Genomic DNA, 13,331 nt, shown 5'->3' on the forward strand with positions numbered 1-13,331 from the left:
AGTCCTTAAAATCAAAACGTTAACACATAAATACAGTCAATACACAAACATCACAATAAGAATGGAGAGTGGTTATGTCTTATTATAGGGTGTGTCAAGCTGCGATAGCGGTAGGTAGTATGATGCTGTGCCTAACAGCTTTCGGTAAGGAGCCAGTGATAGAGGCCCGTAAAGCCGCACTGTATGTTGGCAGATCGGCCTTGGTTTGTGGTAATCTGGTCGAAATAAAACATTTGCCCAATCGACACTATTTAAACTTAGATAAAAAATACCCCAATCAAAATCTTACAGTCTTGCTTTGGAATAAAGACTATCAGTTATTTGAACAACGTTTTGGCAAAATAGAAAACCATCTTGGCAGTCGTTTGTGTGCTCATGGTAAGATAAATGAGTATAAAGATAAGTTACAAATTAATATCGCAAATCTTCAATTACTCAGGCTTATTGATTAGGGTGTGTGTTTAATTCGTGCAATGACATTACAATAGTAAACTATCGACAATAATAAAAAACTATCGATAATAAAAGCTGTATAAGCACTGATAAACTTCACTGATAGATATTTTTTTAAACACAACGCTTAAAGCTACGCTTAAAACAACGCTTAAACACAAGGACTTGTTTAGGCAATGAGCAGCGGTTTTGGTCCATAATTTACAATCATGCCTTAGTGATGGTAAATAAGATAGATAATGGAAGCAACTAATAATAATTAATAGGATTGATCTATGTTTTTTGATGTGCTGTTTTACTTCCATTTTTTTATCTGGGTAGTCATCTCTTTACGAGTGCTATCACGCCATGATCTAAGCGCACCAGCACGATTGGCATGGTTGGTAGTGCTGTTTATCTTGCCTTATGTCGGTGTGGTGGTGTACTGGATGTTTGGAGAGGTTCATCTAGGAATTAACTTCAGCTATCGCCATGACCAAATCAAACAAAAACTACAAACCAGCTTCCCACAAGTATTGGGTAATAAGGCAACGTTAAGCCAAGTCATTGCCCCTGAATATCAAACAGGATTTACTTATGCTTCGTCAGTGACTGGTTTTCAAACGACTTTAGGTAACAAAGCAGAGCTAATGGACGATGCTCAACACACCCAACAACAGATGATAGCTGACTTTGATGCGGCAACAGATCATATCCATGTACTGTATTATATTTGGTTAGAAGATAACATGGGAACAGCGGTTGCTGATGCTTTGATACGAGCAGCCCAACGGGGAGTTAAATGCCGTGCAATGGTAGATGGGCTTGGCTCACGAAAGCTCATAAAGTCAAAGTTATGGCAATCTATGCGTGACGCTGGCGTGGAAGTTAGTATTGCTTTACCAATTGATAATATTATAAAAGTACTGTTATTTAGCCGTATAGATCTACGCAATCACCGTAAGATTACGGTGATTGATGGACATATAGGCTATGTTGGTAGCCGCAATAGTGCAGATCCTGAGTTTCGAGTAAAACCAAAGTATGCACCGTGGGTCGATATCATGATTAGAGTAGAAGGACCTGTGGTGGCGCAAAACCAAATGCTGTTTGCCAGCGATTGGTTAATGCAAAATCCAGATACCAAGTTAGACAGCTTTCCTTTCATTACTACCCCTGTTAGTAGTTCAGATGATCAACGTGCTGATAGTAACGGTTATGTCGCTCAAGTCTTTGCAGATGGACCCAATCAAAGACAAGGTACTACTCCTCAGTTTTTGAGCACTTTGATGAGTCAAGCCAGACGTAAGTTAATCATTTCTACGCCTTATTTTGTACCTGATTATACTTTGATAAATATGCTGTGCTCAGTGTCACTGCGTGGGGTAGAAGTAACTCTTATTTTGCCAAAAAATAACGACTCTTTTATTGTCGCCGCTACCAGCCATAGCTATTATGGTCAGATGCTTGAGGCAGGTATTAAAATCTATGAGTATAAGCCTGGATTATTACACGCCAAGACTTTGACGATTGATGAGCATATTAGTATGGTTGGCTCTACCAATTTGGATTTACGTAGCTTTGACTTAAACTATGAAAATAATATGATTTTTTATGACAAAGGGCTAACTGCGCAGATTCAAAGACGTCAGCACCAGTATATCGCTCATTCCGATTCTGTGACTTTACAGCAAGTGAGGCAATGGCCTTTGTATTATCGTATTTGGGTTAATGTGGTGGCGACCACAGGTCCATTACTATAAGATAAACCAATGATAATGTAAGACAGTATAAAATAATAAAGCTAAGTCCCTGATATATGCTACTCACAAACATCAAGGCAGACCACAAACATCAAGGCAGACAATGAACCAGTTATATCAGTTATTACATCGGTTATCAAAGGTATTGATTAGACGCTTATTAGCTCCTGTACGTATAGTCATGCTAGGGATAGCTGTATTCATGATAACTGCCTTACCAGCACAAGCACATGATGAGCTGTGTGAGCAGATATCAGAGCTGGCAGGATTGGTGATGATGGCTAGGCAAGAAGGGTTATCGGCACAAGAGATGCTACAAGTGGCGGATCGGGTATTGGTGGGCTATGGTGAAGATTATCATCACTTAGTGGGTGTGATGATAGGGGATGCCTTTCGAGTGCCACGTTATGTAGATCAGCAGGTGAAAGAAAGTGAAATAACTGACTTTAGTAAACAGTATTTTATAGGATGTCAGCAGTCCTATCGCAATCAATCAACCAACCCACGCATTCCTTAAATTAAAACTTATGATAATGACCTTTTATAGAAGTCATGCCAGTACAGAAGCTGGTTAGCATCTGTGGGTTGTTGCTATCTATACTAAGTACATCATCTTTAAATCTGAAAAATAACAGGCCGTCACTATTAGTGGTTGTCTGACTAGTAGCCGCTGTCTGTCTAGTAGTAGCCTGACTGGTGCTGATATTAATACTGCTAATCGGAAGGGTATAAATTAGGCCATGCAGTGCATCTTGTCCCATTAATATTGCGGTGCCTTGATAGTTACATTTTGGAGGTGGTGTTGTTAATGAGTCTGAATTTCTAGATTGTAAATTGCGGGTAGTTTGTCTAGCAGTGGCATCGCTGCTGATCTGAAACTGAATTTTTTTTCTGGGTGTCTTAATCCATCCAATTTTACCATCTTTTATTGTTTCAACATGGACACGTACTTGCCTTATTTGAGAATTTGTGTTGATGGAATCAATATGGGCTATACCTGTGTCATTGCTTATATCTGTACTGCTCAAAGGTAAATTGCGGGCGTAATATCCGTTAATATCCATTGCTTTGTGGTTGGTTTTAGATTGAGGTGACTTTTGTTTATGTATTGAAGTGGTATGAGATAGGTGATCTATATTAGGTTGTGATTGTAACTGACAGCCTGTTGTTAAGCAGGGCAATAAAGCTATGATAAACAAAGATTTGGAGGTTGTTGCTTTGAGCGATGTTGCTGTCATTGAAACTGCCTTTAAAAAATATAGCGAACTGTGTTTTGCATCTGTTATTGATTATCATCATACCTTATTTGGTTGATTTATTGTACTGGCTTTTTTTGGCGTTTTCCTAGATTGAGTTTTGTTGATATTCCTTTTATTCACTAAGATAGCCTTAATCATCATTAAACTTAATAAATAAGCCCTGTTAGCATAAGCCCTCTGCCTGTATCGAAAGGCTGATTACAAATTAAATTTAAAATACAGGATCTAACTTATGGTAAATATATTGACAGCAGGTACTCACAAGGCCACTCATCGCTTAAAGCTTGCTTCTATTGCCACCATGACTTCGTTAGCCCTAGCGCTAACTGCTTGTGGTAATAAAGGTGAAGAGGTCAGCGCTGATAGTGCTGACGGTGGTAGCCAAGCGGCTACCCAAGAAATTGAATTGTTAAACGTCTCTTACGATGTGGCACGTGACTTTTATAAAGATTACAATCCTATGTTTGTAGAGCATTTTCAAGCAGAGCATCCAGGGGTCACAATCAATATCAAACAGTCGCATGGTGGCTCAAGTAAGCAAGCTTTGTCTGTGGCTAATGGATTACAAGCCGATGTCGCTACCATGAACCAAGGCTCAGATATTGAGCTACTTGAAGAAAAAGGCTTGGTTGATAGCAACTGGGAAGAGGTGCTACCAGATCATTCAGTACCTTTTACTAGTACTATTGTGTTTTTAGTGCGTAAGGACAATCCAAAGAACATTCAGGGCTGGCAGGATCTGACCCAACCAGGATTAGAGATTGTATTGGCTAATCCAAAAGTTACTGGAAATGGCCGTTATGCCTTCTTAGGTGCTTATGGCTATGGCTTACATGCCTTTAATCAAGATGAAGATCAGACTAAAGCTTATGTCCGTGACCTGTTAAAGAATGTCAAAGTCTATGAAAATGGTGGTCGTGCCGCAACCACTACCTTTGTGCAGCGCAATATTGGTGATGTGTTGGTTACTTTTGAAAATGAAGCTAATCTAGCAGCGACTAAGTTTGGTAAGGGTCAGGTAGATATTGTGTTTCCTGAGTACTCTATTAAATCAGAAAGCCCTGTCGCTGTGGTCAAGGCTGTTACTGATAAAAAAGGTACGACAGAGGCTGCAACAGAGTACTTAAAATATCTATGGAGCGAGCCTGCTCAGCAATTGGCAGCGGACTTATATTTACGTCCTAGCGTACAAACAGTGCTAGATGCCAATAGTGATAAATTACCACCTGTTGATACTTTCCGTCCAAATGATGTGTTTGGCAGTTGGGATGAGATTATGGATACCTTCTTTAGTGAAGGTGGCGTGTTTGATCAGTTGGCGGTTAATGACGCCAGCTAAGCTTGCTAGTTGTAAGTTGTATTTCAATCTTCAAAAAAGTAGTTAAGTGATTGTACTTAGCTACTTTTTTTATAACAAAACCCATTTTTTTTATTATACCAAATCTGAAAATTAAGATATCGAGGAAAACAAGTGCAAACGCTACAAGTAGTAGGTTTAGCGAGTTTGACAAAGATATAGTCATATAAAAGAGGTACGGCGTTAACCTCGCTTAACCCACATTTGTAGTATTTACGCTCGGTTGCCTTGTACCCCAAATATATGATTGCGACAGCGCATATTCCTTTTATTCACTAAGATAGCTTTAATCATCATTAAACTTAATAAGCAAGCCCTGTTAGCATGAGCAGCATTACCAGTTGTCTTATAAGCAGTGAGTGAACAGCGAATAGTCAGAGAACCACTCAACCCACTCAACATAGTGTCTTGCTAAGTCTAGATGAGGAGTCATTGCGCTCGGTTTTGCCTGTACTTTAGCTTGCCATTTTATTTGGTCATTTAAGCATAAGCGTTTGGTCTATACAAATTCACAGCAACAAATTAGCACTGATTGAATACCTAAAAAAATATATAAGTTTTTTACCCAATTTAGCACATCAATTTAAATGCTAAATTTTTCTAATAAGTAGTGAGAGTACCATGAAGCAGACAGCGCCAGTTACCGTACATCCAGTACGCAAACGCTCTTGGATAACAAGATTGCGTCAGCGTAATGTTTTGCCAGGATTTGGCTTGTCTATGGGCATTACGGTATTAAGCCTATCTTTGTTGGTAATTTTGCCATTTGCGATGATGGCATATACCACGACTCAGATGGGCTGGACAGGTTTTGTTGACGCCATCACTCAGCCGCAAGTACAGGCAGCGATTATCTTATCATTAAAGATGTCGTTTTATGCGATGTTGACCAATATGATATTTGGTACCTTGGTAGCCTGGGTATTGGTGCGTTATCAGTTTAAAGGTAAGTCTATCATTAATGCACTTGTGGACTTACCTTTTGCGCTACCAACTGCGGTGACTGGCATCTCATTGGCAACCTTATATGCACCTAATGGATTGATTGGTCAGTTTTTTGATAAAGTTGACATCCAAGTTGCATTTACGCCGATAGGCATTTGGCTCGCTTTGGTAGTGGTTAGCTTCCCTTTTATTGTACGTGCGGTACAGCCAGTATTAGAGGAGCTATCAGTGGAGTATGAGGAAGCTGCTGCTGTATTGGGTGCTAATCGTCTTACCACATTCCGTACTGTAATCTTACCAGAGTTATTTCCAGCATTACTTATGGGGGCAGGCATGATGTTTGCGCGTGCTACTGGTGAGTATGGCTCTGTTATATTTATTGCAGGTAATATTCCGATGCAGTCTGAGATTTTGCCGCTGATTATTATCAGTAAGCTTGAGCAGTACGATATTCAAGGTGCTTCTGCGGTGGCATTATTTATGTTGTTGATTTCATTTGTCATCTTATTAGCAATTAACTTGTTACAGTGGCGTTTATCACGCCGTGTTGGTGCTAAATAGGTAGCAAAAATAACTAGTAAAATATTTACACCATTTGTAAATCAGTGAATTAGGACAATGATATGCAAGTATCGAATAGTTATAACTATCAAGATAATGCGGCCACACGTGATGCGCCTTGGGTGCGTGCCTTATTTATAGGTATTGCCTCTTTATTTATGTTTGTGATGTTGGTAATCCCACTATTTGCAGTGTTTTATGAGGCTTTTAAAGGCGGTTGGGAGCTTTATTTGGCGGCCTTGATTGAGCCTGAAGCGTTAGCGGCGATTAAGCTGACCTTGATTACAGCAGCCATTGTCTTGCCAATTAATATTGTGATGGGTGTGGCAATTGCCTGGTTAGTAACTCGTTATCAGTTTAAAGGTAAACAGTTTGTGACTACCTTGTTAGATTTACCTTTTTCGGTATCTCCGGTCGTGGCAGGCTTGATGTTTGTAATGCTATTTGGTCTTAATTCAACTATGGGTGGCTGGCTTGAGTCGATGGGTTTTCAGGTCATATACGCAGTTCCTGGTATTGTGTTAGCAACTTTGTTTGTCACTTTCCCGTTTATTGCGCGTGAGTTGATTCCAGTCATGCAGTCGCAAGGTGACAGTGAGGAACAAGCAGCGTTAACTTTGGGCGCCTCTGGCTGGCAGGTATTTTGGCACATTACCTTACCGAATATTAAATGGGCGTTGTTATATGGCATTATCCTAACCAATGCTCGTGCTATGGGTGAGTTTGGGGCTGTAAGTGTGGTGTCTGGTCATATCCGTGGTGAAACTAACACCATGCCACTGTTGGTAGAGATTGCCTATAACGAATATAACTTTACCGCAGCTTTTGCGTTATCAAGCTTGTTAGCTGCATTGGCGTTAGTTACTTTATTAGTGCAACAAATTATGACTAAGCTTCAAGCTCGAAAATACGCTAAATCAGATGATAGAGATCCTATTGTTGCCCCCACTTTAGTGATTTCTAACCAGGGTAGTCATAGTCACAATAGTAGCAATAGTCAAAATAGCCAAAATAGTCAAAATAGTCAAAACGGCAGTCAAGTTGAGCAACAGTTAAGTAGCTTTGAATCAAATAGTGTGCAATCAAATAGTCCTAAAGGCGATACCAAAACGGTCACAGTGACAACGACAATAAGCTAAGTGCTGTAAATTTCAATAAAAAAAGAGTGATAACATGAGCATAGATATTCAAAATATCCATAAAAGCTTTGGTAACTTCGTGGCCCTAGAAGACATTTCTTTGACAGTGCCCACTGGTAAGCTAACCACTTTGTTAGGTCCATCAGGCTGTGGCAAGACTACTTTGCTACGGATCATTGCAGGTCTAGAGTTCGCTGATCGTGGGCGTATCTTATTTGATGGGTTGGATGTAACTGATACCCCAGTACAAAAGCGTCATATTGGCTTTATGTTTCAGCATTATGCGTTGTTTCGGCATAAGACTATTCGTGAAAATATTGGCTTTGGTTTAAAGTTGTTGCCCAAAGATAAGCGTCCTACAAATGCTGAGATTAAAAAGCGGGTAGATTATTTACTGCAATTGGTACAGCTGCCAAGCTTGGCCAATGCCTATCCACACCAGCTATCAGGTGGTCAGCGTCAGCGGATTGCTTTGGCACGAGCATTAGCGGTTGAGCCTAAGCTATTGTTATTAGATGAGCCATTTGGTGCGCTAGATGCCAAAGTACGCAAAGAGCTACGCACTTGGCTTAAGAACATTCACCATGAGCTTGGAGTAACCAGTATTATGGTAACTCATGACCAAGAGGAAGCGCGGGATGTTTCTGATGAGATTGTGGTGATGAATCATGGTTCGATAGAACAGATTGGCTCTCCTGAAGCGTTAATTAGCAATCCTGCTAGTGAGTTTGTGGCTGACTTTTTAGACTTAGTATAAGGGATAAGAAGTAAGAGATAAGAGCTGTTTGCTATTTTTGTTTGTAACTTGGTTAGCTGTACTCGTATCACAAACGCAGCTTTTGATATATAGAGATGGCTGTGGCTTTATTTTCCCAACACAATTAAACAATATCTAGAGGTTTAGACCTCTAGATTGTCGTGTAACAACTTAAACAATATTATCTTAATAATATAACGGGTACAGTAGATTGAGCCAACAGCTTGGTCGTTGTGCTACCAACAAAAAATTGGCGAAACTTTGAGTGTCCATAAGCACCGATGACAAATACACTAATATCATGCGTCTGACGAAAGTTAATGAGTGCATTAACTATTCCTTTATTGCCAGAGCCCTGGCTATTGATAACATGGGCAGTGATATCCATGCCTACCTGCCGCATTTGTAGTTGTGCTTTATATAAGGCTGTTTCACGATCACTGTCTTTACTACCTACCAATACAAGATGGCCTTTTAGCGTTTTTGCAACTTGATTATGACAAAGTAGGTCAACTGCTTTTTTTGCTGTTGCACTGCCATCAAAAGCCATCAAAAAAGAATCTGGTGTATGAAACGGCTCTGAACATAATATAATAGGGCGATCTGCTGCTCTTACCACAGTTTCGATTTGACTACCGATATTAATGCGACCTTGTTGATGGTCTTTGCCGCGCCGTCCTAATATGATAGCGTGTGTATTTTTGAGTAAGTGTTCTATTGCTGGTAGTAGCTTGCTATGGCGTAAGTGAGCCTGTATTGCAACGTTAGCCTGAGTATTCGCCTTAGACTGTGTGATATAAGATTTTGCATTTTTAAGTAATGTGTCACCATGTTTATTTGCAATCCTTGCCTTTTTTTCATCAAGCAAGGCTATCTCTTGCATTAATGATTTATGGCCACCCATACCAATAGTGCCGCTTAAATCATGGCGCTTCGATTTGGGCACTTCAATGACATGTAACAGTGAGATAGATAAATTTAGTTGGCTGGCATACCAAGCTGCATAGTCACAAACTGATTGTGTCACATTTGAGCCATCAATACAGGCTAATATGCTTTGATTGGCTTTTGATAGGTTGTTTGGACTGTTTGTGCCAGTGTAATCTGAGTTTGGCATATTAACTTCCCTATTGTCTGTATTACTTATTCTTTTGTTTAGTTGTTGCTAGATATCTTGCAGATCTATATAGCTAATAGTCTCATTGCACCATTGTGGTAGCTCTGGGGCTAAAGCATACCACATCCATGTCCCTTTGCGCTCACAGGTTACTAATCCTGCGTTGCGAAGATGAGACAAGTGACGCGATATAGTAGGTTGTGGTTGTTCTAACCTTTCTATCAAATCACAAACGCAAATAGCGTCATGATTACTTATTTCTACCATTAATTTGAGTCGCGTTGGATCAGATAAAGCCTTAAAGAAAGTAACGGGTTGCATGTTTTATCTCGATAGTTTTCAAATAAGTCCAAAGCTGTGTAGTAGGCTATATATTCGCTTATCCGAATATATTATAATAATTTTAAAGCAGGTTTTTATTCATATTAGCACATTAACTCGACACTTGAGAGGTTCTATGCTTGTCGCTGTATTCATATTTATCATCACCTTAGTATTTGTTATCTGGCAACCAAAAGGACTAGGAATCGGTATTAGTGCAAGCATAGGTGCGATCGTGGCTCTTATCGCTGGCGTTATATCTATACAAGATATTCCTGTGGTTTGGGATATAGTTTGGAATGCTACTTTTGCGTTTATTGCCATTATTATTATCAGCTTATTGTTAGATCAAGCTGGGTTTTTTGAATGGATTGCCTTGCACATGGCTCGGCTTGGTGGTGGCAATGCCAAAAAACTATTTGCGCTTATAGTGTTGTTGGGTGCTGTGGTAGCGGCGTTATTTGCTAATGATGGGGCGGCCCTTATTTTGACGCCTATTGTCATAGCCATGCTACTTAAAATGAGGGTGTCAGCAGCCACTACGTTGGCCTTTATAATGGCAGCTGGCTTTATAGCAGATACTGCTAGTTTACCCTTAGTTGTTTCAAACTTAGTGAACATCGTGTCAGCAGACTTTTTTAATATATCCTTTGACCGTTATGCTCAGGTAATGTTACCTGTTAACTTGGTATCAGTTTTTAGTTCACTATTCGTGCTTTATTTTTTCTATCGTCGTGACATACCCGATAGCTATGATGTTGAAAGCTTGCCTCTGCCTAAGACAGCTATAAAAGACACTGCAACCTTTTATATGGGCTGGCTGGTCTTGGTGTCTTTATTAGTCGGTTTCTTCGTTCTAGAACCCATGGGTATCCCTATTAGCTTTATCGCTGGAGTAGGGGCACTGACATTAGTGGCAACTGCATTGATCAATAAAAAGCTATCTGTACCGACTGTTCTTAAAGAAGCACCTTGGCAAGTGGTGGTATTTTCTTTGGGAATGTATTTGGTGGTATATGGTCTTAAAAATGAAGGTTTAACTGATTATTTAACCATAGCACTAAATAGCTTAGGTCAACAGGGAATATGGGTGGCTACCATAGGCACAGGCTTTATGTCAGCAGGGCTATCCTCGGTTATGAATAATATGCCTACGGTTTTAATACAATCGTTAGCGATAACAGATACTACGCAAACAAATACCATTACCCAAGCCATGGTGTATGCCAATGTCATTGGCTGTGATTTGGGACCTAAAATTACACCTATTGGGTCTTTAGCGACTTTATTATGGCTACACGTACTAGCAACTAAAGAGGTGGTAATTAGCTGGGGGTATTATTTTAAGGTAGGTATAGTGCTTACCGTCCCCGTCTTATTAGCTACTTTGGTAGCTTTAGCCATGTGGTTGCCTATTATTAGTTAATAAATAAAATAGCCTAAGCAATTAATAATGATATAAAACAAATAACACCTATTAAATTAAGGAAAAAATTTGAACCCTTTAAAAATACTTTACATCTGTACACACAATCGCTGTCGTAGCATTTTATCAGAAGCCATTACCAATCAGTATAAAGCCAACATAGACGCTGGGAATGGCTCAGCCTTAGTTGAGACCAAAAGCGCAGGAAGCGCACCAGCAGGTGAGGTGCATCCTTTAACTCTATTATATTTAACTAAAGCAGGCTATTCGACACAAGGTTTGTCTAGTAATAGCTGGGATGATAAAGAGTATATGGCTGGTTTTGAACCCGATGTACTTATTACAGTCTGTGATAATGCAGCTGGTGAAAGTTGTCCAATTTGGCTAGGTGAGTTGCCTACCTTAATTAAGTTACATTGGGGTTTGGCAGATCCATCAAAAAATACCCATAATAATCTTCAAACTAAAAATAACTTTGAACAAGCTATCGCTGCTATTGAGCATAGGGTAGAACAGCTAATACAAGTAGCAAAATTGCCTGAATCCGAGCGCAAGCCAGCTTTATTGAATTTGGTGGATAAATAAATCTTTATTAATATATAAAATAGCCTAAGCAAAAAATCCTAAAAAATAGTTACTCATACGTACGTCATAATCTAGCAAGCTTAACAGAGATAAAAAGATAGAAAGATAAGTTATTTTTTTAGGTAAAGTATTTACAGCCATTAATTGATAAAATCCAAATAACACATATCAACAAAAATAGATATAACTATGCGTCCCTTATCTAAATCAACCAAAACCATTACCATACTCACACTATCATTTATGTTACTAACAATAAATGGCTGTCTATCAGTGGCGACCGTTAGCAAAGCTAACAAAACCAGATTCCAAGAGACATATACAACAGTGGATAGCGATATTATTCGCCAAATGGGGAAGGTTACAACCGATGAAAAAAAAGAAAAGCTCGTGTTTTTTGGTGATAAATATACTTACTTAATTGAGCAAGGAGCGGATAAAGTTCAATTGACTGCCAAGCTTGATTCACAGTACTTGCAATTTGAAAATCCCATTTATGTTAATCGTGGCAACAATAACGAGTTGCGCACTTTTTTAAAGTTCAACTACGATAAGCCTGATGCTAACTATCAGAAACATGAGGTTACAATATTGGATCAGTTTTGTCATCTCATGAATAGTACCGTAGAGGCTGAGAAAATACAGAGCCATCCTCACTCTGAATTATCGCATATCAATGACTATAAAATAAAAAGCGAATACTATCGCTGTCAAATTTATCTTGATGGCAAACTGTATCAAGCCAGTCAACAATTTATAGCTAAGACACCTTTTAGACAAGGACAACCCATTGTCATTCAACAAGTCGCCACGAGACAATATAAGCATCAAGCTAATTTATTAGCCTTGCCGATAACTGCTGTTATTGATGTGGTTACTTTGCCTTTTCAGTTGATAGGGGTGGGGGCTACTTTGGCGGTGATGCATGAATAGCATCAGGGGTTTTTCACTTTTTAAGCTAAAGCTGGCTTTATTAAGCGTGGCGTTGGTGACAACGCAAATGACAGGTTGTATATCTAGGATGAATACCATGTTACCTGACAAGGTGTCTGATGGGCTGTCTGCCACAAGCAAAATTAACCACAGAAAATCAGATGTCATTCGTAATATTGGCTATCCTAGCTATCAAGGAATACGTCAAAAAGGCATGGTGCTTTTGGCAGATCAACATTCCTATCTGATATCAAGAGGGGATGACTTGCTTGAGCAGTTGACTAGCTTAGATCAGAATAATTTGCACATTAAGCATCCCGTTTATATCCAGGCTTATTCTGATAATACGGTGATTATTCGTCTTGATTTTAGTTATCAGCTTACACCTAATCAGCAGTCTAGTCAGCAAGGTAGTGCATCTGGTTTAAATGTACAGCAACAAAACTTGTTGTCGCAGCTGTGTAAGCCGTCAACCACTGAGCCTTATGGCAACTGTCATCTTGATTTGCAAGGAGGGATGTATCAGGCTGTCTCACAACAAGATATTACTTGTACCAGCCTTAATTGCAGTAGTTATCATTTACAACAAGGCCTGCCAGTACAGATAGATTATCTACAAGCTAAGCGGTCGAAAAATCAAACAGAAATTGGGGTTATTCCGATATCTGTGGTTGTGGATGCCATAACCTTACCATTACAGATTTTACTAATTGGCAAGGCGTTTGAAGGCTTGTAA

General features: G+C 39.4%; 14 protein-coding genes. 11 read left to right on the forward strand and 3 right to left on the reverse strand.

What is annotated here, in order from left to right; translation table 11 throughout:
• Positions 1–74 precede the first annotated feature (74 nt).
• The 3 genes from H140_RS0104520 to H140_RS0104530 all read left to right on the forward strand — a co-directional run bounded on the left by H140_RS0104520 (position 75) and on the right by H140_RS0104530 (position 2,712).
• Entirely contained in the window at positions 75–452 is a 378-nt protein-coding gene (locus H140_RS0104520) for a hypothetical protein (protein WP_019672472.1), read from the forward strand.
• 276 nt (positions 453–728) lie between these two features.
• A complete protein-coding gene (cls, locus tag H140_RS0104525; protein WP_019672473.1) occupies positions 729–2,195 on the forward strand; it encodes a cardiolipin synthase in 1,467 nt (488 codons plus the stop codon).
• A gap of 103 nt (positions 2,196–2,298) precedes the next feature.
• Positions 2,299–2,712 carry a hypothetical protein gene (locus tag H140_RS0104530; RefSeq protein WP_019672474.1) on the forward strand — a complete coding sequence of 138 codons (414 nt, stop codon included), beginning with the start codon at positions 2,299–2,301 and terminating at the stop codon, positions 2,710–2,712.
• Position 2,713: 1 nt separating this feature from the next.
• Here the strand turns inward: H140_RS0104530 and H140_RS15080 are convergent, their stop codons facing one another.
• Positions 2,714–3,433 (reverse strand): hypothetical protein, encoded by a 720-nt coding sequence (locus tag H140_RS15080; RefSeq protein ID WP_019672475.1) that lies wholly within the window; start codon positions 3,431–3,433, stop codon positions 2,714–2,716.
• A gap of 253 nt (positions 3,434–3,686) precedes the next feature.
• Here H140_RS15080 and H140_RS0104540 point away from each other — a divergent pair, with 253 nt between their 5' ends.
• From H140_RS0104540 to H140_RS13920, 4 genes are all read left to right on the forward strand, one after another.
• Positions 3,687–4,793, forward strand: a complete 1,107-nt coding sequence (locus tag H140_RS0104540; RefSeq protein WP_019672476.1) for a sulfate ABC transporter substrate-binding protein — start codon at positions 3,687–3,689, stop codon at positions 4,791–4,793.
• A 639-nt stretch (positions 4,794–5,432) separates the two neighbouring features.
• On the forward strand, positions 5,433–6,317 hold the full coding sequence (gene cysT, locus H140_RS0104545) for a sulfate ABC transporter permease subunit CysT (RefSeq protein WP_019672477.1): 885 nt from the start codon (positions 5,433–5,435) through the stop codon (positions 6,315–6,317).
• A gap of 62 nt (positions 6,318–6,379) precedes the next feature.
• Entirely contained in the window at positions 6,380–7,456 is a 1,077-nt protein-coding gene (cysW, locus tag H140_RS13915) for a sulfate ABC transporter permease subunit CysW (protein ID WP_019672478.1), read from the forward strand.
• Positions 7,457–7,490: 34 nt separating this feature from the next.
• Complete coding sequence (locus H140_RS13920; RefSeq protein ID WP_019672479.1) at positions 7,491–8,213, forward strand: sulfate/molybdate ABC transporter ATP-binding protein; 723 nt, start codon at positions 7,491–7,493, stop codon at positions 8,211–8,213.
• A 181-nt stretch (positions 8,214–8,394) separates the two neighbouring features.
• On the opposite strand, the gene H140_RS0104560 is transcribed toward H140_RS13920, so the two are convergent.
• Both H140_RS0104560 and H140_RS15435 read right to left on the reverse strand, forming a co-directional pair.
• Positions 8,395–9,330 (reverse strand): universal stress protein, encoded by a 936-nt coding sequence (locus H140_RS0104560; protein WP_019672480.1) that lies wholly within the window; start codon positions 9,328–9,330, stop codon positions 8,395–8,397.
• Between the two features lie 48 nt (positions 9,331–9,378).
• Positions 9,379–9,651, reverse strand: coding sequence for an ArsR/SmtB family transcription factor (locus H140_RS15435; protein ID WP_083932682.1), 273 nt, complete (start codon positions 9,649–9,651; stop codon positions 9,379–9,381).
• A gap of 136 nt (positions 9,652–9,787) precedes the next feature.
• On the opposite strand from H140_RS15435, the gene H140_RS0104565 reads away from it, so the two are divergent.
• The 4 genes from H140_RS0104565 (at position 9,788) to H140_RS0104580 (ending at position 13,331) form a co-directional block, all read left to right on the forward strand.
• Positions 9,788–11,077, forward strand: coding sequence for an arsenic transporter (locus tag H140_RS0104565; RefSeq protein WP_019672481.1), 1,290 nt, complete (start codon positions 9,788–9,790; stop codon positions 11,075–11,077).
• A 69-nt stretch (positions 11,078–11,146) separates the two neighbouring features.
• Positions 11,147–11,662 carry an arsenate reductase ArsC gene (locus H140_RS0104570; protein WP_019672482.1) on the forward strand — a complete coding sequence of 172 codons (516 nt, stop codon included), beginning with the start codon at positions 11,147–11,149 and terminating at the stop codon, positions 11,660–11,662.
• Between the two features lie 189 nt (positions 11,663–11,851).
• Positions 11,852–12,595: a YidX family protein gene (locus H140_RS0104575; protein ID WP_019672483.1), complete on the forward strand. Its 744-nt coding sequence runs from the start codon at positions 11,852–11,854 to the stop codon at positions 12,593–12,595.
• On the forward strand, positions 12,588–13,331 hold the full coding sequence (locus tag H140_RS0104580; RefSeq protein ID WP_019672484.1) for a hypothetical protein: 744 nt from the start codon (positions 12,588–12,590) through the stop codon (positions 13,329–13,331). Before H140_RS0104575 ends, H140_RS0104580 begins: the two co-directional genes overlap by 8 nt.

It is taken from the genome of Psychrobacter lutiphocae DSM 21542 (assembly GCF_000382145.1).
Classification (GTDB): Bacteria; Pseudomonadota; Gammaproteobacteria; order Pseudomonadales; family Moraxellaceae; genus Psychrobacter; species Psychrobacter lutiphocae.

Bases quoted from the DNA above. Each gene is read 5' to 3' on its own strand.
- H140_RS0104520 (WP_019672472.1), top strand. From the start codon at position 75: ATGTCTTATTATAGGGTGTGTCAAGCTGCGATAGCGGTAGGTAGTATG.
- cls (WP_019672473.1), top strand. From the start codon at position 729: ATGTTTTTTGATGTGCTGTTTTACTTCCATTTTTTTATCTGGGTAGTC.
- H140_RS0104530 (WP_019672474.1), top strand. From the start codon at position 2,299: ATGAACCAGTTATATCAGTTATTACATCGGTTATCAAAGGTATTGATT.
- H140_RS15080 (WP_019672475.1), bottom strand. From the start codon at position 3,433: ATGACAGCAACATCGCTCAAAGCAACAACCTCCAAATCTTTGTTTATC.
- H140_RS0104540 (WP_019672476.1), top strand. From the start codon at position 3,687: ATGGTAAATATATTGACAGCAGGTACTCACAAGGCCACTCATCGCTTA.
- cysT (WP_019672477.1), top strand. From the start codon at position 5,433: ATGAAGCAGACAGCGCCAGTTACCGTACATCCAGTACGCAAACGCTCT.
- cysW (WP_019672478.1), top strand. From the start codon at position 6,380: ATGCAAGTATCGAATAGTTATAACTATCAAGATAATGCGGCCACACGT.
- H140_RS13920 (WP_019672479.1), top strand. From the start codon at position 7,491: ATGAGCATAGATATTCAAAATATCCATAAAAGCTTTGGTAACTTCGTG.
- H140_RS0104560 (WP_019672480.1), bottom strand. From the start codon at position 9,330: ATGCCAAACTCAGATTACACTGGCACAAACAGTCCAAACAACCTATCA.
- H140_RS15435 (WP_083932682.1), bottom strand. From the start codon at position 9,651: ATGCAACCCGTTACTTTCTTTAAGGCTTTATCTGATCCAACGCGACTC.
- H140_RS0104565 (WP_019672481.1), top strand. From the start codon at position 9,788: ATGCTTGTCGCTGTATTCATATTTATCATCACCTTAGTATTTGTTATC.
- H140_RS0104575 (WP_019672483.1), top strand. From the start codon at position 11,852: ATGCGTCCCTTATCTAAATCAACCAAAACCATTACCATACTCACACTA.
- H140_RS0104580 (WP_019672484.1), top strand. From the start codon at position 12,588: ATGAATAGCATCAGGGGTTTTTCACTTTTTAAGCTAAAGCTGGCTTTA.